Source organism: Parvularcula bermudensis HTCC2503 (genome assembly GCF_000152825.2).
GTDB classification, from domain to species: Bacteria; Pseudomonadota; Alphaproteobacteria; order Caulobacterales; family Parvularculaceae; genus Parvularcula; species Parvularcula bermudensis.
Map to the genome: position 1 here is coordinate 1,017,987 of NC_014414.1, position 19,015 is coordinate 1,037,001.

The following is a 19,015-nucleotide window of genomic DNA, read 5'->3' on the forward strand; positions in this document are numbered from 1 at the left end:
AACCCCATGTTTGGTAAGAAATCTCTTTCAGACGGTCCGGGCCAAAGCCCGGCGGCGTCCCCCCGACCGGAGCAGCTCCCCGCGCGTATGACGGAGCCGCCCAAGGCCAAGTCGTCGGCGCGTCCGGCGGGAAAGCCCGCGGCCCCTGTCCCTGACACGCCGCCCCAGGCTGAGGTCAAGAAGCCGATCGTCGATGAAAAGTCTGAAGGTTATTATCAGACCAAGATGGTCATCTTCAATGCACTGATCGATACGATCGATCTTTCTCAGCTTGCCCAGCTCGATATGGAGGCGGCGGCTGAGGAAATTCGGGACATCGTCAACGAGATCATCTCGATCAAAGGGTTGCAGATGTCGATCGCGGAGCAGGAAGCCCTGCTCCAAGATATTTGTAACGACGTGCTCGGTTACGGTCCGCTCGAACCGCTGCTGGCGCGGGACGATATCGCCGACATCATGGTCAATGGGGCCAACCGGACCTTTATTGAGGTCGATGGGAAGATCCAGGAAACGCCCGTCCGGTTCCGCGACAATGCTCAGCTGATGAACATCTGTCAGCGGATCGTCAGTCAGGTGGGCCGACGGGTCGATGAGTCGAGCCCGATCTGTGACGCGCGCCTGCCCGATGGCAGCCGAGTCAATGTCATTGCCCCGCCCTTGTCGATCGATGGACCGGCCCTGACGATTCGGAAGTTTAAAAAAGACAAGCTGACGATCGACGATCTCGTCCGCTTCGGATCGATTTCCGAAGCGGGGGCGAAGGTCTTGGGCATTATCGGTGCCTGCCGGATCAATACGCTGATCTCCGGCGGTACGGGCTCGGGGAAAACGACTCTGCTCAACTGTATGACATCCTTCATCGATCTCGATGAGCGGGTCATCACCTGTGAAGATGCGGCGGAACTGCAATTGCAGCAGCCCCATGTGGTCCGGCTTGAGACCCGTCCCCCGAACCTTGAAGGGCAGGGGCAGGTGACGATGCGCGACCTCGTTAAGAACTGTCTCCGGATGCGTCCTGAACGGATCGTTGTGGGGGAGGTTCGGGGAGCAGAGGCCTTCGACCTCTTGCAGGCGATGAATACCGGTCACGACGGTTCCATGGGAACCCTGCACGCGAACTCTCCGCGGGAGGCACTGTCCCGCTTGGAATCCATGATCACCATGGGAGGGTTGGGCCTCCCGTCTAAAACGATCCGGGAGATGATCGTCGGCTCTGTTGACGTTGTGATTCAGGCGGCACGCCTTCGCGATGGCTCTCGGCGAATCACCCACATCACTGAGGTCCTGGGGACCGAGGGCGACACCATCATCACGCAGGACCTGTTCGTCTATAATATGGACGGTGAAGACGCTGACGGAAAAATTATCGGGGCCCACAGATCCACAGGGATCGCCCGACCGGCCTTCTGGGATCGTGCCCGGTACTATGGACGCCACCATGAACTCGCCGAGGCCCTGGACGCGGCGTAAGGACATTTGCCATGACCCTCGATCAGAACAGCTTGATCGCTCTTGGTATCGGTCTTGTGGCCATTGTCGGTCTGGCCTTCGCGCTGCTTGGATTCGATGGCGGCGGCGCGACGAATAAGCGGGTTCAGTCGCTTTCGGGCAATGCCAAGCAGGCCAAGCGGAAAACCTCGGCAAAGGAACAAACGCGCGATCGTCGCAAGACGATTTCAGACAGCCTCAAAAAGATCGAAGATAAGCAAAAAGAGGCCAATCAGAAGAAGAAGGTCTCTCTCGATAAGCTGATCGAACAGGCCGGATTCGATTTCTCCGTTCGCGATTTTTGGACGGCCTCCGCGATCGTTGCTGTGGTGATGATCGGCATAGGATATGTTTCGGGGCAGAATGCACTTGTTATCCTCGCCATGGGGATTGTCGGTGGTCTGGGGATTCCTCGCTGGTTCCTCTATCAAACCCGCCGCAAGCGTCAGAAAAAGTTCGAAAATGAGTTCTCGAACGCGATTGATGTGATCGTTCGTGGGGTGAAATCCGGCCTGCCGGTCAATGAATGCCTGAAGATTATCTCCCGCGATGCGCAAAGCCCCGTCAAAGAGGAGTTCCAGCTCCTCGTCGAAGGGCAGCGGATCGGCCTGACCCTGGAGCAGAGCCTTGAGCGCCTGTATAATCGGATGCCGATCAGCGACGTGAATTTCTTCGCCATCGTCCTTGTCATCCAGCAGCAGACGGGGGGCAACCTGGCCGACGCGCTTGGGAATTTGTCGACGGTGCTGCGCAGCCGCAAGACCATGCTCGGCAAGATCGCGGCTCTCTCGATGGAGGCCAAGGCTTCTGCGGCTATTCTTGCGGCGATGCCATTCTTCGTGTCGGGCCTCGTCTACCTGGCCGCCCCTGACTATATCGCGCCATTGTTCTCCACACAGACGGGTCAGTTCATGTTGATGGGGGCCGGTATGTGGATGCTGATCGGCATCGTCGTCATGAAGAACATGATCTCCATTAAGGTGTAGGCGGATGCAGGAATTCATCGAAGCGGCCGTCGACCGGCAAAACCAAATCGCCATGTTGGCCGCGGTGGGGGTCTTTTTAACGATCGTCACCTTGGTGATGCCGCTCTTCGCTGATAACGGGCTCGATAAACGGGTCAAAAAGGTCGCCGACTATAAGGAGCGGCTGCGCCAGCAATCGCGCGCCGAATTGGCGGGCTCCCGCAAGCCGGGATCGCTGCGAAACGCCACGGCCGGCGGCATGGGCAAACGGCTGGTCGAACAACTCAAATTGTTCGAGATCTTCGATGCCGCCGCGGCTCGCAAGCAATTGATGATGGCGGGGCTCCGCGGTGAGCGGCCGGTTTTCACCTATATGCTGGCACGGGTCATCACCCCGGTCGCGGCACTTTTGGTGGCGATCTTTTATCTCTATGTGCTCGAAGTGGTCGAGGTCGCGAGTTTCATGCGCCTCATTCTCTGCATTGGGGCCTTGGCGCTCGGCTATTATCTGCCGAATATATATGTCCATAACCTGGTGACAAAGCGGAAGCAGAAAATCCAACTGTCCTTTCCGGACAGCCTCGACCTGTTGTTGATCTGTGTAGAGAGTGGAATGTCGATCGAGGCCGCCTTGCAAAAGGTCACCGAGGAGGTGGCTGCCTCCTGCCCCGAGCTTGCCGAGGAGTATGGGTTGACCACGGCGGAATTGTCTTATCTGCAAGACCGCAAAGTGGCTTACCATAATCTTGGGGAACGGACGGGCCTTGAGGGGGTCAAGTCGGTGACCACCGCACTGATCCAATCGGAAGTCTATGGGACGGCACTCGGCGCCTCCTTGCGTGTGATGGCGGCGGAGAACCGCGAAATCCGGATGCAGAACGCCGAGAAGAAGGCTGCCGCTCTGCCGCCAAAACTCACCGTACCGATGATTTTGTTTTTCCTGCCTGTGTTGTTTGTCGTCATTCTCGGCCCCGGGGTTCTCAAGGCAACCTCCACCGCGACCGAGGAAGTATCGGACGAACCGCTACAGAACGAGCGCTAGAGCCGTTTTAGGTCAGCCCTGGTCAGGGGAAATGTCTCTAGGCATTTGCTTTGTCCTGGCTTTTTGCGCGAGCCGGTTCCCCTGTCGCTTGAATAGGCTCTAAGCCTGATCCGTGGGCAGAGCTGTCGGCTATTCTGCGTAGTTTGATGACAAAAAGGGGGCGCCCCGCGGGACGCCCCCTGTCTTCTGGTGTCTTGATCGACGACTTACAATGAAGGGGGGTTTATCCCCATATCCGAGGCCTCCGCCACCGGGCGGTCATCCGCCGGGGTTTCCTCCTGGCGAGGGGCCTCTTCATCAATCAGGCCGGGCAGCGGGGCGCGTTCGAGTTTTTGCGGCGCCTCGGTGGCGACGGGGCGCCGTTGCGGCACGCGAATGTCCGGCGCGGTTTGTTGGCGCTCGCTGTCCCCCTCAAGGTCCGCCGCCTCGGCGGCGCTGCCCCGGATCAACGCCCCTGCATAGGCGGGGAGGCGATTGGGGTCGTTCGGGACGGCGCGGGTCGTCATCGACACAGTGTCGGGGTCTTCGCCAAAATCGGGCAACTCGACATCGGCTTGCCGCAGATCGCCCCAATGGGCGGGCTGGGCAACCAATTCCCGGAAATAGCGGACATTCTGGTCGGCCATGGCGGGCGGTAAATCCGATCGCGCGAGGCGTTCCGCCTGCGTTGTCCGGCCCGCAAGGGCAAGGATCAGCGCATAGTTCTGGCGAATCTGCGCGGTGCCGCCATTATTGGCGGTCGCTTCTTGGAATGTCAGCTCGGCCCGGTCGGGCGCCCCTGAAAGGGCATAGCTCAATCCCTTATTGTTCAGGATCTGGCGTTTCTCCGGGGCCAGGGCGAGGGCGCGGTCATATTGCGTCCGGGCGGCGCGGTGCTGGCCGGTCAGGTCAAGCGCGACACCATAGGCCGAAAAGGCCGACCAATCGTCGCTTTTCCCCATGGCGATGGCGCGTTCGATGGGGCGCACCGCTTCGTGCGGCCGCTCATTGGCGATAAAGGCTTTGCCGAGCTCCAGGAGAACATCGGGCTGGTCGCCCGCACGCGCCTGGGTCTGCTGCATGACCTTCAGCGCCTCCGACGCGTTCCCCATGGTACGGAGGGCGGAGGAAAAAGCGACGGCAACCGTCGCATCTCCCGGATTGCGATCATAGCGCGTCCCCCAATAGGCCGCCGTGGCAATTGGATCCATATGATTGGCGGCCGTATCCTGCGAAGGCACAACAGTGGCCTCAGGTGCCTTGCGGAGCGGCGCCACTGTGGAGCAGGCGCTGAGTCCGACGCAAAGGGCGATGGCGGCCGCGCCAGCGCGAAAGGAATGGGAAACCATGTTCAGTACCTCAGTCTACCCGGCCGAAAACCGGCTATACGGGACGGACACTGGCTCAATAGCGCGAACAAAGTCTTAAAGGGGGCTTACAGCATGGATGTTTCGGAGGTGCCGATGACGCGGTGGCAAGACGCCTTTGAGGAGCCAGATGAAACACCCGATGCCCCCTGTCCGATTTGGCTCGTCCCATCGGCGGGGGCTGCTGCCTGGGTTGAAAGCGAGCTGCCCGGCGCCGCCGATATGGCCCTTCGTATGGGATTCTCAGGAGAGCTTGGCCAGACGCTGATGACCTCCGATGGACTGTTATGCGGGGTCGGGGAGGGGCGTGACCCTCTCGCCCTCGGGGCCGCCGCGTCGGCGGTGGCGAAGGGGAGTTATCAGCTTGCCTCACCGCTCAAGGGCCAGGCCCTGCACCTCGCGACCCTTGGCTGGGCCCTCGGCGCCTATCGGTTCCGGCGCTATCTCAAGGCATCGGAGGGGGTGCGGCTGGTCTGGCCCGAGGGGGTGGACCGGGCCCGGCTCGAACGGGAGGCGGCCGCGACCTATCTTGCGCGGGATTTGGTCAATATACCGGCCGAAGATATGGGGCCGAGCGACCTCGCTGCGGCGACCAGCGCGATAGCCGATCGGACGGGCGCGCGCTTGTCGATCGTTGAGGGCGCAGCTTTGGCTGAGGGGTTCCCTTTGATCCAGGCGGTGGGACGGGCCGCTGCGACTCCGTCCAAATTGATCGATCTGACCTGGGGAAAGGACGATGCGCCAAAGATAACACTGGTGGGAAAGGGCGTCTGTTTCGACTCAGGGGGCCTCAATCTCAAGGGGGGGCGGAGTATGGGGCTGATGAAAAAGGATATGGGCGGCGCAGCGAACGCCCTGGCTTTGGCGTCGATGATGATCGCAGCGGAACTCCCCGTGCGGTTGCGCCTGCTCATCCCGGCTGTGGAAAACGCGGTTGCCGGGAATGCCTTTCGGCCGGGCGATGTTTTCCGTGCCCGGAACGGTGATACGGTGGAGATTTCCAATACCGACGCCGAAGGGCGCCTTGTCTTGGCCGATGCGCTGTGCCTCGCGGCGGAGGAGCGCCCAGATCACATCATCTCCCTGGCAACCCTGACCGGCGCGGCGCGGGTCGCTCTTGGTCCGGATCTTCCGCCGATCTACTCGACCGATGAGACCTTTGCCCAATGCGCCCACAAAGAGGGGGAGGCGCTTGCCGACCCGCTTTGGCCAATGCCTCTATGGAGCCGCTATGACGACTTTCTCCGATCGAGCATTGCGGACGTCAATCATGCCTCCGCCAACGGGTTCGCCGGATCGATCGTGGCGGCGCTGTTTCTAAGGCGTTTTGTCCCCTCGACGATCGCCTACACCCATCTCGACCTTTACGCCTGGACCCCCGCGGCCAGGCCGGGGCGTCCCATGGGGGGAGAGGCGATGGGAATAAGGGCATTATTCGCAGCGCTTGACCAGAGAGTCCGTTGAGAAACTTTTTGTCTGCTGACAGCTTTTGGGGGTTCCCCCAAGAGACGACGATTCGTAAACTTTTTGGGAATAGCGGTTAACGATTTCTTGACCGTTCGCGGTCTTCGTTTGGGCCTAAGAACGAAGAACCGATGGTTGCGAAGGGGCGTGTGCGGCTCGCCATGTATGGGCGCCGGCGGTCTTTTGGCGAAACGGCGATGCACGACGGGACGGATTGCATGGGGATAAGGCGCGCTCTAGCCATGGGTGGTGCAGCTTCGGCGGCATTGATGTCCCGTGCGGCCGCGCAAGGGGTTGAGGCCACAGGTGGTGTCGACGCCACTTTGCTTGTCACCGGCGGCGCTGTGGCCTTTGGGCTTGGGGCGACGGTCTGGGCCATCAAGGTGGCCATGGCCGGTCGAACCGCCACCCTTGATTGGTCGCGGCGACTGGCCGCGATGGAGGCGACCCTCGATTCCTCCGAGAGCATTCTGGCAAGCCATCCCGGGCTCGTGCTGGTTTGGGACGATACCGAGGACGAGCTTGAGGCCGGGTGGGGGGATCCTCGCATTCTCGGCGGTCCAGCCGCCCTTGCCACGCTTTTGACCTATACCGACCATAGCGATGAGAGGGGGGATAACCCCGCATCGGGGTTGCTTGAGGCGCTTGGCGATCTGCCCCTTGAGGGGGATCAGAACCGCTCGGCGGCGCCCACCTTGCGGGAAAAGGTGGCGACCCTCAGGACTCATGGAATCGTGTTTTCCGGGGCGGTCATCACCGATGAGGGGCGGCCGATCGAATGCGACGGCCGGGTTGCCGGCAATCAGGTCACCCTGTGGTTGACCGATCCCGTGGTGCGTCTCGCCGAGGAAGCCGGCGTCGTGGGCCAGGCCAGGGACCGCGCGGCGGATCTCCACGGGGCGCTCAATCAACTCGACCGGGCGCCGATCGTGGCTTGGCGTCGGGGGTCGAACCTCGCCCTCGAATGGGTCAACCAGGCCTATGTCGAAATGGTCGAGGCGATCAATTTCGCCGAAGTCATCGATAATCAGATCGAGATCGACCCGGCGTTCCGCCCCATCGCCGAGCGCGCCAAGGAAGAGGCGGAGCGGTCGGGGCGCCGGGGCACGGACGGGGTGGTTGCGGTCAATGTGAAGGGACAGCGGCGGCTTTTGCGCGTGATCGAGGTGCCGATGCATGGCTCCGTCGGGGCGAGCTTTGGCGGGATGGCCATCGACATCACCCGGCAAGAGCGGGCGCAATTGGACCTGAAGCGTCAGCAACGCGCCCACAAAATGACCCTGGACCAGCTGTCCACCGCGGTTGCGGTGTTCGATGCGGCCCAGTCCCTCGAATATTCGAACCAGGCCTTCCTTGATCTTTGGGGCCTTGATGTCTCGATCCTCAGGACCCGCCCCAGTCATGGGGAATTGCTCGACCTTTTGAGGCATGCCGGGAAACTGCCGGCCAAGGAAGATTTCAACGCCTGGAAAACCAATGAGCTGCGTCTTTATACCGAGGTGCAGGGGGAGGATCGCTCCGCCAATGAAGGGGCGGCGCCGGACGAGATTTGGGACCTGCCGGAGGGCAAGACGTTGCGGGTCCGGCACCAGCGACACGGCCTTGGCGGGGTGTCGGTGGTTTTCGAAGACATCACCGAGACCCTGAGGCTGCAAAGCCGGTTCCAGACCCAGATTTCGGTGCAGCGCGCGACCCTCAATACCCTGGCGCAGGGCGTTGCGGTGTTCGGGGTCGACGGCCGCCTGGCCCTCCATAACCGATCCTTCGAAACCCTTTGGTCCTTTTCCCGCGATCAACTCGACGATCGTCCGCACTGGGATTCTCTCAGTGAACCGATGGCCGAGCGGGGCCGGGACGTGGATGAGGGTCTTGCCCGCCTGAAGGACCGGATCGTCTCCCTCGCCCATGAGGATCGTGTGTCCCGGGTGGGCGAGGAACTGACTCTCAAGGATGGGCGGATCCTGTTGCCCGCCACCTCACCGCTGCCGGACGGGGCAACCCTCGTCACGTTCCTCGACATCACCGATGCGCGGGAACGAGAGAAGGATCTGGAGATTCGTAACCAGATCCTCGAAGACGCCGACCGTATCAAGACGCGGTTTGTCGACCATATTTCCTATCAGCTCCGCAATCCGCTCAATACGATCATCGGCTTTGCGGAAATGATGGAAAGCGAAATGGTCGGTCCCTTGAACGACCGGCAAAAGGATTATGCGGCGACAATTCTCACCGCGTCGAACCACCTCCTCGATCTCGTCAATGATATCATCGATCTTGCCGCTATCGATGCCGGGCGCCTCGGGCTTGAGTTACAGGAGGTCGATGTGCGCGACCTGCTCGAAAGTGCGGCGATGTTCGCCGCCCTCAAGGCCGAAGACAGCGAAATTTCCCTGAAGGTCGACTGCCCCAAGGATATTGGCACGCTGAAGGCCGATGAACGTCGCTTGAAGCAGGTCCTGTTCAACCTTCTCGCCAATGGTTTCAGCTTCACCCAAGCGGGCGGGCAGGTGGTCCTTGGGGCCCGCCGGGACGGCGATGCGATCCGCATCTGGGTCGAGGATACCGGCCGGGGCGTGTCGCCCCAGGATCAGGCGACCGTGTTCGATCGGTTTGAAAGCGCGGGCCCCGGGGCGGGCGCCGGGCTCGGTCTCGCGCTCGTCAATAGTTTCGTGGAACTGCATGGCGGCTTTGTCCGTCTGGCCAGCCAGGAGGGCGCGGGGACTGTCGTCACCTGCCATCTGCCTGTGGACGGCCCGGACACGCTTGTCATCGACGAAGCGGATGAGGGCCCTGACCCCGAGGGGCTGTTGGCCGATGACACCGGCGGCCCGTCGGAAGACCAGGCGGTGCCGGACGCTGCTGCGGATGACGGCGACGACCTCAAGGGCGAAAGTGACGTGCCCGCCAAGCGACCGGCCGAGGCGGCGCCGAGGGCGTAGAGCCTCCCGGGGCGATCGCTCGCAAACTTCCAAAGGGCCCGCGAGCTTCCCAAAGGGCCTATGAACTTCCCAAAGAGTAAGGAGGACCGCCCGCGCGCTGCGTGATAGGAGGCGGCTATGTTCGTCCCGCTTCTGATATCTCTCAGCGTTTTGGGAAGTGCGGCGCCCCGCAGCCACGAGGCCTGTACGGCACTGTCCATCTCCTCCCCTCAGGCTGCCCTTGATTACGCGGAGGCGTGGCTGGCCGAGCGCGGGGGGCGTCCCGCCGAACATTGCCTGGCCCTTGCCCATCTCGCCAATGGACGTGACCGTCAGGCCGCGGACCGTTTGAAGTCCCTCGCCGACAGGGAGCGGGAGGATCCTGGTATTGCCGCTCGTCTCTATATCCAGGCGGCCGAGGCTTATATGAGTGGCGGCGCGCGGTCCGAGGCCTTCGAAATGCTCCGGTCCGCCTATGGGCTCGCCGGCGATGCTCCCTCCCTGCACATGGCGGCGGCAGGCATCTACGCGACCGGTCAGCAATGGGAGGGCGTCATTCTCTCGCTGTCCGCTCTATCCCGGCATGCCGCCTTGTCGGCGGATGCCCTCAGCCTCAGGGCCCGTGCCTATCTTGAGGAAGGGCAGATCCAGCGCGCCGCGGAGGACGTTCAGGCGGCGCTGGCCATCGATCCCTATCTTGTCGATGCCCTGGTCTTGCGCGGTGACTTAATCCAGCGTGGCGTCTCTATGCCGACGCCAACGCTGACGGAATAATCGGTTTTCCTGTCCGCTTTCAGCCGACCTGCTTGACCTTCGGCAATTGCCGTTGGCGCGTCTGGGAATCATCGCGACGGCCAGTGCTGGGTTGGAAGGCGAGTTGGCTGTGATACGCGCAATAGGATTTTCCATGGCCGGCGGACTGGCCGCAAAAATGGAAATCATCGGTCGTCGGATCGCCGATGGGCCATTTGCATTGGTTGCCGCCAATCGAGGAAATCGTTGGCTTATCGATTCCGGGGCAGAGCTGATCCAGACCGTAAAGGGGCGCGATCCTGGTCTCTTCCGTCTGGTGTCGTACGACCCGCGGTTTGGGCGCGGCGGGGGTTGCGCGACCTGCGAGCCCCAGTCGGTGGACCTTTCCAATCACGGCATTGCGCGTCACGCCACCCATTTTGCTGGCGATTTGGCTCGCCGAAAGCCCCTCGCCCCACAATTGCTTGAGTTGTTCTACACGTTCTTCCGTCCACGCCATATCTCGCCTCCTAAGGCTTCGGCCAGCGTTTACTCCCCGGCACGATATTTAGAGCGGCGACTATTCGCCTCCCAAGATATGGTGAACAAAATCTTAAGGACCCACAAGATGGGGGGATCGGGTATTATTCCCCAACCACATTTAGTGGTTGGGTTTTTTTCCACAGATAAAGAAGCCCAAGGTCACAGCCGATCGCGCCCGGCGATTGCCGCGACCGTCAGCTATCGCTAATGCCCGTGCTGTGATTTGCAGGACCCCCGCAAGAAAAAAATTGAGTGAGGCGTCATTTTATGACCGATACGACGAGAACGGATTTCGGTGAGCGCCGGTTCGGTCGCATGAACTGGATTGGTCTTTGGACCCTTTATCGCAAAGAGGTGCGGCGATTTTTGAAAGTCGCCTTTCAGACGGTCGCAGCCCCGATCATCACGACAGTCCTTTACCTGACGGTTTTCCTTGTCGCTTTTTCTGGAGGCGGACGGGATCCGATGATCGATGGTGTGCTCGTCCCCTATGCCGCTTTTCTGCCGCCGGGGCTCATCATGATGGCAATTCTCTCAAACGCCTTTCAGAACGCCTCCTCTTCGCTGATTATCGCCAAGGTCCAGGGGTCGGTGGTGGATATTCTGATGCCGCCCCTCTCGGCGGCGGAGCTGACCATCGCCTTTGTCGCCGGAGCGGCGACGCGTGGGTTGCTGGTGGGGGCGGTGACGTGGGTGACGATCCTCGTCTTCATGGCGATCAGTGGCGCTCCCCTCGGCATGCCGCATCCCTTGGCTGTGCTCTATTTCGCGCTCACCGCCTCGATCATGCTGGGGGCGGTGGGGGCCATCGCCGGCATGTGGGCGGAGAAATTCGATCAATTGGCGCTGATCGCGAATTTCGTGATCACGCCGCTGACCTTTCTTTCGGGCACCTTTTTCTCGGTCAACAAGCCGACCCTGCCCGGATGGGTGGCCGATGTCAGCGCGGTCAACCCGCTCTTCTACTTGATCGACGGGTTCCGCTTCGGCTTCATCGGCGTTGCCGACGGGGCCCTATGGACGGGAGTCATTGTGTCCGGGGGGCTTTCCATTGTGCTGTGCGGTCTTACCTATCGACTCTTTCGCAGCGGATATAAGCTGAAAGCATAGAGATTTATGGCGAACGCCTCTCCTTTGACTGAGCCGACCGAGGGCGCTGACGATCGCGTCATTCCCTTCAAGGTGGGAGAGGCGGCGGTGCGCGGGCGTATTGTCCGTCTCGGCGCGGCGGTCGACGATATCCTGCAACGCCATGATTTTCCCCTTCCGGTCAGTAATCTGGTGGGAGAGGCGGCGGCCTTGGTGGCGATGCTGGGCTCGGCGTTGAAATTCGACGGCAAGTTGATTTTGCAGACCCAAGGGGACGGCCCCTTGTCGACGCTGGTTGCGGATTATTCCGCCGGCGGGGGGCTGCGCTCGACGGCGATGATCCGCCCCGGGGCAGAGGAGACCGCCGCGGCGGCCGAGGGGGCGGAACTCCACTACCTCCTGCGTAAGGGGCATATGGTCATGACCATCGACCAAGGACCCGACATGGAACGCTATCAGGGGGTGGTCCCCCTTGAGGGCAAGGATCTGGCGACGGCGACGGTGAATTATTTCAGCCAGTCAGAGCAGATCCCCACAGCGATACGCCTCGCGGTTGGCCGTGTGCAGGGGCCCGATGGGGAGGAGCGATGGCGCGCCGGCGGGATCATGGTGCAATTCGTCCCCGGGGAGGGGGGCGACCGTGAGCGCGGCGAGGCCTCGCTCATGGCTGACGATGACAGCGATGCCTGGAACCGCGCTGCGACCCTTTTGGACACAACGCAGGCTGATGAGCTGCTCGACCCCACCCTTGCCCCGGAACGGCTCCTTTACCGTCTCTTCCGCGAGGACGGGGTACGGATTTTCGATCCCGTGACGGCCCGCGCCGAATGTCCGTGCTCGAAATCACGCATTGCGCAGGTGTTGGCGCAGTATGATCGCGAGACCCTGGGGGAAATGATCGAGGACGGCGCTATCGAGGTTTCCTGCGACTTTTGCCGGACGGTTTACCGTTTTGCGCTCGATGCGGACGGACAGACCTTCAAGGAGTGATCGTTGCGCGGGACCCTGCGCTTTTCAGGCCCCGTCCACATTAGGCCCCGTCTAAATTAGGCTAAGGGTTTCAGCCAATATTGGAGGGATTTTGTCGTCTCTTCCGTCTCGCCTACATCCTTCCAGGCAAAATCCGCGGTCAGTCCCTCTATCGGACGATATCCCCGCTTACGCCAAAAGCCATCGAGGGGACGATAATCTGCGGGGCGGGCCGGATGGTCGGGGTCACGGATGACGGCGCAGAACGCGCAATGGGCATAATCCTGCCGTCGGGCATGGGCTTCTCGCTCATCGAAAAAGCGATGCCCCCACCCTTTGCCGCGATAAGGGGGCAGCAAGACACTCTCGGCACAATAAAAGACCGTCAACGGATCGTAGCCATAATCGGCAAAGGGGGCCGAAAAGCCGTCATGGTGACCGGTCAGGGCCGCGCCGGTTGAGGCGCCGACGATCTCCTCTCCGGCTCCACGGAGAAGGATGAGAAGGGAATGGCTCGCCGTGGCGAAATCCTTCAGATAGTCCTCTTCGTAGGCCCGGTCGCCTTCGTAGAGATAGGGCCACTCCCTAAACACACGAATTCTGAGGTCCGCCAAATCGGACAGATAGGGAGTGATAGCCTCCCCCTCATAGGTGGTCAGGGTCATGGGAAGGATTTAGCGCCTTTTTGCGCGAAGGGGGAAGGTTCGCGGAAAGAAAAGGCGATCAACCAAAGACCTGAGAGAGGGGTCACACCGCCGACAGGTCTGAAAAGGCCTAGCGCGCCGATGAAGAAAGCCGAGGGTAAGCGGTGTTCCGAACCGTCCCTTTGGGCCCTTCAGGGCTGTTCTCGGTACGGAGCTCAAAACGCTCATGGGAAAGCGCCCGGAGGCTTCCATAAAGGCTGTCTGCGAGGGAGAGCAGCGCCGGGGAGAAGCGAGGCAGGCGCCGGTCCGGCCGCCGGGTCAGTTCGGTGAAGTCCAGGGCGACCCCGCATGTCTTCGACAAGGCCGGACGGAGGGGAGAGGCCGGATCGCACAGATCTTCGTAGGCCAGGGGGAACAGGGGCGTTCCCGGTGTGGTCACCTGTAGATAGATCGCCTGATGGATCGCGATCCAATAGGCCAACCAATAATCCGTCCTATGAGGGTCATAAGGAAGCGGTGTCCCTTCACCGAACCGAAAGGGACGGTGGGTCGTGCCGAATTCATAATGACCCAGCCACCGCATATAATCGGCGATAAAAGGATCTGTTCGGTCGGAGAACCGTCGATGCTGACGCCAGAGAGAGGCCGCATGATCCGCAGGCTGCCGAAGGGGAATCAAGAATAGCGCTTTGGGGAATTGCCGCCTTAGGGCAGGAAGGCGCAGCAATCCATTATTGGACTTGCTCAGATATCGCTCGTGGCCGGCACGGTGACAGACCTGGTCGATATAGGTGCGGTACCGTTCGGTCAGTGCCACGCTGGGGCAATGGGGGCGTAAGGACGTGGTCCCGACATAGTCACGCTCGCAATAGGCACGCCAGAAGGGCTCGTCTAGGGCTTCGGGGCTGTCCTGGTCGATCAGGATGCCATCGCCGTGGGCCCGCTCCTTGAGGGGGCCGCCGCTTCCGCCCAGCCGTGTGACCCAGGACCAAAGGCGGGGCATCATCACCCCGGGCATGTCCCGATAGGTGAGGCTAGCAAAGGCGCCGCTTGCGTAAAGGGCGCGCATCAGGCTGGTGGTCCCGGCCCGTGCGAGCCCTGAAACAAAGACATGATCCTGTCTCGCCGTGCGCGGGGCGGGGGCGACCAATCGTTCAATGGCGAACAGGCCGCGCAATGTGGCGGGCCGCGCCAGGAAGAGACGGTGCAGCGTACGGGCCGCAGGGGAATAGCCGCTGCGTTGCTTCGACGGTTTGATCCGGTGTCTGAGGGTCAAATAGAGTGGCGTGACGAGCGTCGGGATGACAAGGCTCAGAAGGCCCCCATGCGGCGCAGGGTCGAAGACGGCGAGAAACATCGCCCCTTCGATCAGCGGACAAAGGCCAAAAAGTATTATCCCCGTCAGTTTGAGGGTTCGCCATAGGGTTTGCCCGGCATAGGCCGGCACCGCCATATCCTTCCAATGGGGGGAGATGGTCTGAGAAAAGACGACCTCCCGCGCTTTCAGACAGACCTCGATCAGCGCTTCGGCGGCCGACAGGATCGGCAGTCGGCGGATGAGCTCAACCGTCGCAATCGTCGTCAAGGTCAGGGTCAGAAGCGCAATCAGCATATTGTCAGCTATCAGATGGGTCCATCGCCGTATGCCGGTTCCTGCGACGCAGGGCGCGTCGGATCGGATAATAGACAAAGGCGATAACGGCCAGAAGAAACGCAAAGCCGAGACCGAGAATGGTGATCGCCGCCCCGGCGCCGAGGCCCGGCCCGATATAGGCGTGGGCGGTGCCGGTCAGCAGGGTGAAGGTGCTCATCAAAAGAGCGGGCAGGGCTTTCATCCTGTTGTCCTTTCGTTTGTGCATTGAGCGTTGAGCTGTTCAACCGTTTCAACGTCCAGGCGGGAGGCATCGCGTAAGGTCAGCCATTGATAGCGATCACTCCGCTTCAGCCGGTTCTCGAACACGAAATCGAGCTGGCCGTCCATTGTGCCGCTCAACACCCGACCCTTGGTATCAACGGTCAGTAGGCGGTTTCCTGTTCGCTCGAAATTCCCGGCCCAGGGCATGTCCATGTCCCATTGCGAGAAATCAAAAAGTTCCTCGGCTGTCTGATGGTCGGGGTCGAGGCGAACCAGTCGGGGTCTTGGGGGCTCGGCCCCCACATTATTGTCGAAGACCTCGATCCCCTGGTCCGTGAAGGTGGGGTCGTGTTGACGCATCGTCAGACCATATCGCCACCAGACAATCCTCTCTTCTGCCGGGCGGATGACAAAGACGAGATTTAACTCTCGGGCACTGATCAAGAGATCGCCGACCTCAAAGTCGGGGTGGGCGGCCGCTTCGTCCTCCTCAAGATAATCCACTTTGTTGAAGTGGAAGGGGTCGAAGATGAACCGCTCGGCCAGGTTTGTCTGGGTGATCGCCTCAACATCGCGACGGCGACTATCGAGCAGGTGAAGTCCTTGGCGGCGGCCCCACGCCATCACATCGGTGACGGGGATCTCGTCGATGATCGCCCCTGTGGAGATATCGACGCCCATGATTGTCGTCCCGCGAAAGGTCCAAAACCGCCCACCGCCAACGCTGATATCGTGGTGCCAATCATGGCCATCCACCGCATCATGGGGACGGGGGGGGCCGTCGGTGGGGCGCGGACGATCCGCTTGCCACAAGGGGGCGCCGCACCAGGATTTGGCCATCAGGACCCCATGGGCATTGGTCGCCACGGTGCCGTCGGGGGCGAGGGCGAGCCCGATATGGCCACCGTGAAAGTCATAGCTGTCGGGCTCGAAGGCCCAGCCTCTGGCAAGCTGACCCTGATCGTCGATGAGGATCGTGCCCCAATTCGCCTTCTGCTCGGCAAACCAAAAGCTGCCATAGACAAGGTAATGATCGGTGCTGCCCGGCGCGCGATACGTCAAATTGCCGTCGATCCGCGGGACGTCGCCGGCAGCGTCCGGGGCGAGGCGCATAGGTGAGAGGTCCGCTAGGGGCAAAAAGGTCGACTCCGCTTCGCCTGGATAGCGGAAGGGGGCAAAGGTTAAGGTGTTCATCCGCAGCATCAGGTCGCGATCATCCGTGGAAACGCCGACAATCACCGCCCTCAACTCCCCGACCGCGGGGCCGGGAAACCATCCCCACCGGGAGGCGCCGATCCCCCACAGGGCGCCAAGGACAAGGGCACTAAGCCCGCAAAGCCCCACGGCCCACCCTTCGACCCGGCCAAACATGATCTTGTCGAGCGCCATGGTGCGCTGAGACCTCCCTCAACTGCTTTTCCTTGTCTCCGAAAGGGATTGAGAAACCATGACGCCGGTGAGTGGTCCGGGCCGCCGACGCGCCCCCAGCGGTTAGCCGATGGGGGCAACAGAGGGGCGTCGGCATAAAAAAAGCGCCCCCGCAGGGGCGCTTTCGTCATGTCAAAGGAGGGGGCGGCGCGGTCCGTACCGGTCGCCCCTTCGGAAGATCTCTATTCTGCCGCTCCGGCTTGTTCGAGATCCTTGCCGGTTTCCTGGTCGACAACCTTCATGGAGAGACGCACTTTTCCGCGATCGTCGAAGCCCAGCAGCTTCACGAACACTTCATCGCCTTCCTTGACCACATCGGTGGTTTTTTCGGGCCGGCCGTCATTGAGCTGACTGATGTGAACAAGCCCGTCTCTCGCGCCGAAGAAATTGACGAAGGCGCCGAAATCGACGGTCTTCACGACTTTGCCCTTATAGACCTCACCGACCTCGGGCTCGTCCGTCAGGCCACGGATCCACTTCACCGCCGCATCGATCTGGCTATGTTCGGACGAGGCGATCTTGATCGTCCCATCGTCTTCGACGTTGATCTTGGCGCCGGTCTTCTCGACGATCTCTCGGATCACCTTGCCGCCCGAGCCGATGACATCGCGGATTTTGTCCACGGGGATCTTCATCGTCTCAATGCGCGGGGCAAATTCGCCCAGCTCCCCACGGGAGGCCGACAGCGCCTTGTTCATTTCCCCAAGGATATGCATCCGCCCGTCCTTGGCCTGGCCAAGGGCGGTTTGCATGATCTCTTCGGTAATGCCGGCGACCTTAATGTCCATCTGGAGAGAGGTGACCCCCTCGGACGTGCCGGCCACCTTGAAGTCCATATCCCCAAGGTGGTCCTCATCACCAAGAATGTCTGAGAGCACGGCAAATTGCTCGCCTTCAAGGATCAGGCCCATGGCGATGCCCGCCACCGCGCGCTTCAGCGGTACGCCGGCATCCATCATGGCAAGGGACGACCCGCAAACGGTGGCCATGGAGGACGAGCCGTTCGATTCGGTGATCTCAGATACGAGGCGGATGACGTAAGGGAATTCTTCCTGGCTCGGCAGAACGGCCCTGACCGCCCGCCAGGCCAGCTTGCCGTGGCCGATTTCACGCCGTCCCGGGCTGCCCATGCGACCTGTTTCCCCCACTGAATAGGGCGGGAAATTATAGTGCAGGAGAAAGTTTTCCTTATACGTGCCTTCGAGGGCGTCGATGAACTGCTCATCGTCCGCCGTGCCGAGGGTCGCCACCACGATGGCTTGGGTCTCGCCCCGGGTGAAGAGCGCCGAGCCATGGGTTCGCGGCAGAATACCGACTTCGGACTCGATGGGACGAACCGTCTTGGTGTCGCGGCCGTCGATCCGTGGGCGTCCCTCGATGATCGCGTTGCGCACGATCTCGCTCTCAATTTGCTTGAGCAGCGTCGCGACCACCGCCGGATCCATTGGGTCCGCAGCATCATCGCCGGTCAGGGCGTCATAGGCGGCCTGTTTGGCCTCGCCGATGGCGGCAACCCGCTGGGTCTTGTCGGTCTGTTGATAGGCGGCGGCAAGGCCGCTCCGGGCTGCTTCTTCGACCCTCGGTTTTTGGTCGGAAAAGTCCGGGGGCTGGTAATCCCAGGGCTCTTTCGCACATTGCTCCGCGAAGGAAATGATGTGGTCGATCATCTCCTTGGCGGCGGCGTGGCCCTTGATCACCGCACCGAGCATGATGTCCTCGGACAATTCATCGGCTTCGGATTCGACCATCATCACGGCATCGGCCGTGCCGGCCATGACGAGGTCGAGGCGGCTTCCCTCGAGATCGGCGCCAGTTGGATTGACGAGATATTCGCCGTCTTTATAGGCGACGCGAGCCGCCCCGATGGGGCCCATAAACGGGATCCCCGAAATCGTCAGTGCCGCAGAGGCGGCGATCATGGCAACGACATCGGGATCGTTTTCAAGATCGTGGCTCATCACCGTGCAGACGACTTGCACTTCATTTTTGAAGCCCGGTGCAAAGAGCGGACGGATCGGTCGGTCGATCAATCGCGAGGTGAGGGTCTCTTTCTCGCTGGGGCGTCCCTCACGCTTGAAAAACCCGCCGGGAATGCGGCCGGCGGCATAGGTTTTCTCTTGGTAATTGACGGTCAGGGGGAAAAAGTCCTGACCGGGTTTTGCTTCTTTTTGACCGACAACGGTCGCCAGAACGGTGGTTTCGCCATAGGTCGCCAGAACCGCGCCATCGGCTTGTCGGGCGATCCGCCCGGTTTCGAGGGTGAGGGGGCGTCCGGCCCACTCGGTCGTCTTCTTCGTAATCGTGAACATCGATAATCTTTCGTGCACGCCGCCAGCCGAATTGCCGTGCGGCCTTCTCGTTTCTCTTCTGTGGTAAACGATTGGGCGCCTTCTGGGCCAGTCAGCTTCGAGACGCAACTGACAAGGGCTTTGGGTCTGCGGGGGGGGCGATGATCGTCGCCCGGTCAGCGTTCTTCGTCCCTTAAGCTTATCCGCCGGCAGGGCGGCAGGGCGGCAGGGCAGCACGGGCCGG

Annotated in this window: 15 protein-coding genes; 8 read left to right on the forward strand and 7 right to left on the reverse strand. The window is 61.4% G+C overall.

The annotated features are described in order from the left end of the window. Positions 1-6: 6 nt before the first annotated feature. The 3 genes from PB2503_RS04900 to PB2503_RS04910 are packed head-to-tail and all read left to right on the forward strand — an operon-like array spanning position 7 to position 3,495. Positions 7-1,470, forward strand: a complete 1,464-nt coding sequence (locus PB2503_RS04900) for a TadA family conjugal transfer-associated ATPase (protein WP_013300125.1) — start codon at positions 7-9, stop codon at positions 1,468-1,470. 11 nt (positions 1,471-1,481) lie between these two features. Continuing rightward, the gene (locus PB2503_RS04905; RefSeq protein ID WP_013300126.1) at positions 1,482-2,474 is read left to right on the forward strand and encodes a type II secretion system F family protein; all 993 of its coding nucleotides are present in this window, start codon (positions 1,482-1,484) and stop codon (positions 2,472-2,474) included. 4 nt (positions 2,475-2,478) lie between these two features. Further along, a complete protein-coding gene (locus PB2503_RS04910; protein ID WP_013300127.1) occupies positions 2,479-3,495 on the forward strand; it encodes a type II secretion system F family protein in 1,017 nt (338 codons plus the stop codon). Positions 3,496-3,701: 206 nt separating this feature from the next. On the opposite strand, the gene PB2503_RS13840 is transcribed toward PB2503_RS04910, so the two are convergent. Then, positions 3,702-4,823: a tetratricopeptide repeat protein gene (locus tag PB2503_RS13840; RefSeq protein WP_013300128.1), complete on the reverse strand. Its 1,122-nt coding sequence runs from the start codon at positions 4,821-4,823 to the stop codon at positions 3,702-3,704. Between the two features lie 93 nt (positions 4,824-4,916). On the opposite strand from PB2503_RS13840, the gene PB2503_RS04920 reads away from it, so the two are divergent. From PB2503_RS04920 to PB2503_RS04930, 3 genes are all read left to right on the forward strand, one after another. Continuing rightward, entirely contained in the window at positions 4,917-6,305 is a 1,389-nt protein-coding gene (locus PB2503_RS04920) for a leucyl aminopeptidase family protein (protein ID WP_013300129.1), read from the forward strand. A gap of 242 nt (positions 6,306-6,547) precedes the next feature. Continuing rightward, positions 6,548-9,244, forward strand: a complete 2,697-nt coding sequence (locus PB2503_RS04925; RefSeq protein ID WP_158305823.1) for a sensor histidine kinase — start codon at positions 6,548-6,550, stop codon at positions 9,242-9,244. Between the two features lie 117 nt (positions 9,245-9,361). After that, positions 9,362-9,997, forward strand: coding sequence for a tetratricopeptide repeat protein (locus tag PB2503_RS04930; protein WP_013300131.1), 636 nt, complete (start codon positions 9,362-9,364; stop codon positions 9,995-9,997). 19 nt (positions 9,998-10,016) lie between these two features. On the opposite strand, the gene PB2503_RS04935 is transcribed toward PB2503_RS04930, so the two are convergent. Next, positions 10,017-10,475: a GcrA family cell cycle regulator gene (locus PB2503_RS04935; RefSeq protein WP_013300132.1), complete on the reverse strand. Its 459-nt coding sequence runs from the start codon at positions 10,473-10,475 to the stop codon at positions 10,017-10,019. 290 nt (positions 10,476-10,765) lie between these two features. Here PB2503_RS04935 and PB2503_RS04940 point away from each other — a divergent pair, with 290 nt between their 5' ends. Both PB2503_RS04940 and PB2503_RS04945 read left to right on the forward strand, forming a co-directional pair. Further along, a complete protein-coding gene (locus tag PB2503_RS04940) occupies positions 10,766-11,608 on the forward strand; it encodes an ABC transporter permease (RefSeq protein WP_013300133.1) in 843 nt (280 codons plus the stop codon). A 6-nt stretch (positions 11,609-11,614) separates the two neighbouring features. Next, positions 11,615-12,577, forward strand: a complete 963-nt coding sequence (locus tag PB2503_RS04945; protein ID WP_013300134.1) for an Hsp33 family molecular chaperone — start codon at positions 11,615-11,617, stop codon at positions 12,575-12,577. A gap of 56 nt (positions 12,578-12,633) precedes the next feature. Here PB2503_RS04945 and PB2503_RS04950 read toward each other — a convergent pair whose 3' ends face one another. The 5 genes from PB2503_RS04950 to pnp all read right to left on the reverse strand — a co-directional run bounded on the left by PB2503_RS04950 (position 12,634) and on the right by pnp (position 18,792). Next, positions 12,634-13,221: a GNAT family N-acetyltransferase gene (locus tag PB2503_RS04950; RefSeq protein WP_013300135.1), complete on the reverse strand. Its 588-nt coding sequence runs from the start codon at positions 13,219-13,221 to the stop codon at positions 12,634-12,636. Between the two features lie 109 nt (positions 13,222-13,330). Further along, complete coding sequence (locus PB2503_RS13845; RefSeq protein ID WP_013300136.1) at positions 13,331-14,812, reverse strand: sulfotransferase; 1,482 nt, start codon at positions 14,810-14,812, stop codon at positions 13,331-13,333. A gap of 4 nt (positions 14,813-14,816) precedes the next feature. Further along, positions 14,817-15,035 carry a hypothetical protein gene (locus PB2503_RS04960; protein WP_013300137.1) on the reverse strand — a complete coding sequence of 73 codons (219 nt, stop codon included), beginning with the start codon at positions 15,033-15,035 and terminating at the stop codon, positions 14,817-14,819. After that, positions 15,032-16,444 (reverse strand): arylsulfotransferase family protein, encoded by a 1,413-nt coding sequence (locus PB2503_RS04965; protein ID WP_013300138.1) that lies wholly within the window; start codon positions 16,442-16,444, stop codon positions 15,032-15,034. The genes PB2503_RS04960 and PB2503_RS04965 overlap by 4 nt, the downstream gene beginning before the upstream one ends. A 221-nt stretch (positions 16,445-16,665) precedes the next feature. Continuing rightward, a complete protein-coding gene (gene pnp / locus PB2503_RS04970; protein ID WP_013300139.1) occupies positions 16,666-18,792 on the reverse strand; it encodes a polyribonucleotide nucleotidyltransferase in 2,127 nt (708 codons plus the stop codon). Positions 18,793-19,015 lie beyond the last annotated feature (223 nt).

Excerpts from the sequence above, each read along its gene's own strand:
- PB2503_RS04900 (WP_013300125.1), top strand. The coding sequence starts at position 7 with ATGTTTGGTAAGAAATCTCTTTCAGACGGTCCGGGCCAAAGCCCGGCG.
- PB2503_RS04905 (WP_013300126.1), top strand. The coding sequence starts at position 1,482 with ATGACCCTCGATCAGAACAGCTTGATCGCTCTTGGTATCGGTCTTGTG.
- PB2503_RS04910 (WP_013300127.1), top strand. The coding sequence starts at position 2,479 with ATGCAGGAATTCATCGAAGCGGCCGTCGACCGGCAAAACCAAATCGCC.
- PB2503_RS13840 (WP_013300128.1), bottom strand. The coding sequence starts at position 4,823 with ATGGTTTCCCATTCCTTTCGCGCTGGCGCGGCCGCCATCGCCCTTTGC.
- PB2503_RS04920 (WP_013300129.1), top strand. The coding sequence starts at position 4,917 with ATGGATGTTTCGGAGGTGCCGATGACGCGGTGGCAAGACGCCTTTGAG.
- PB2503_RS04925 (WP_158305823.1), top strand. The coding sequence starts at position 6,548 with ATGGGTGGTGCAGCTTCGGCGGCATTGATGTCCCGTGCGGCCGCGCAA.
- PB2503_RS04930 (WP_013300131.1), top strand. The coding sequence starts at position 9,362 with ATGTTCGTCCCGCTTCTGATATCTCTCAGCGTTTTGGGAAGTGCGGCG.
- PB2503_RS04935 (WP_013300132.1), bottom strand. The coding sequence starts at position 10,475 with ATGGCGTGGACGGAAGAACGTGTAGAACAACTCAAGCAATTGTGGGGC.
- PB2503_RS04940 (WP_013300133.1), top strand. The coding sequence starts at position 10,766 with ATGACCGATACGACGAGAACGGATTTCGGTGAGCGCCGGTTCGGTCGC.
- PB2503_RS04945 (WP_013300134.1), top strand. The coding sequence starts at position 11,615 with ATGGCGAACGCCTCTCCTTTGACTGAGCCGACCGAGGGCGCTGACGAT.
- PB2503_RS04950 (WP_013300135.1), bottom strand. The coding sequence starts at position 13,221 with ATGACCCTGACCACCTATGAGGGGGAGGCTATCACTCCCTATCTGTCC.
- PB2503_RS13845 (WP_013300136.1), bottom strand. The coding sequence starts at position 14,812 with ATGCTGATTGCGCTTCTGACCCTGACCTTGACGACGATTGCGACGGTT.
- PB2503_RS04960 (WP_013300137.1), bottom strand. The coding sequence starts at position 15,035 with ATGAAAGCCCTGCCCGCTCTTTTGATGAGCACCTTCACCCTGCTGACC.
- PB2503_RS04965 (WP_013300138.1), bottom strand. The coding sequence starts at position 16,444 with ATGGCGCTCGACAAGATCATGTTTGGCCGGGTCGAAGGGTGGGCCGTG.
- pnp (WP_013300139.1), bottom strand. The coding sequence starts at position 18,792 with ATGTTCACGATTACGAAGAAGACGACCGAGTGGGCCGGACGCCCCCTC.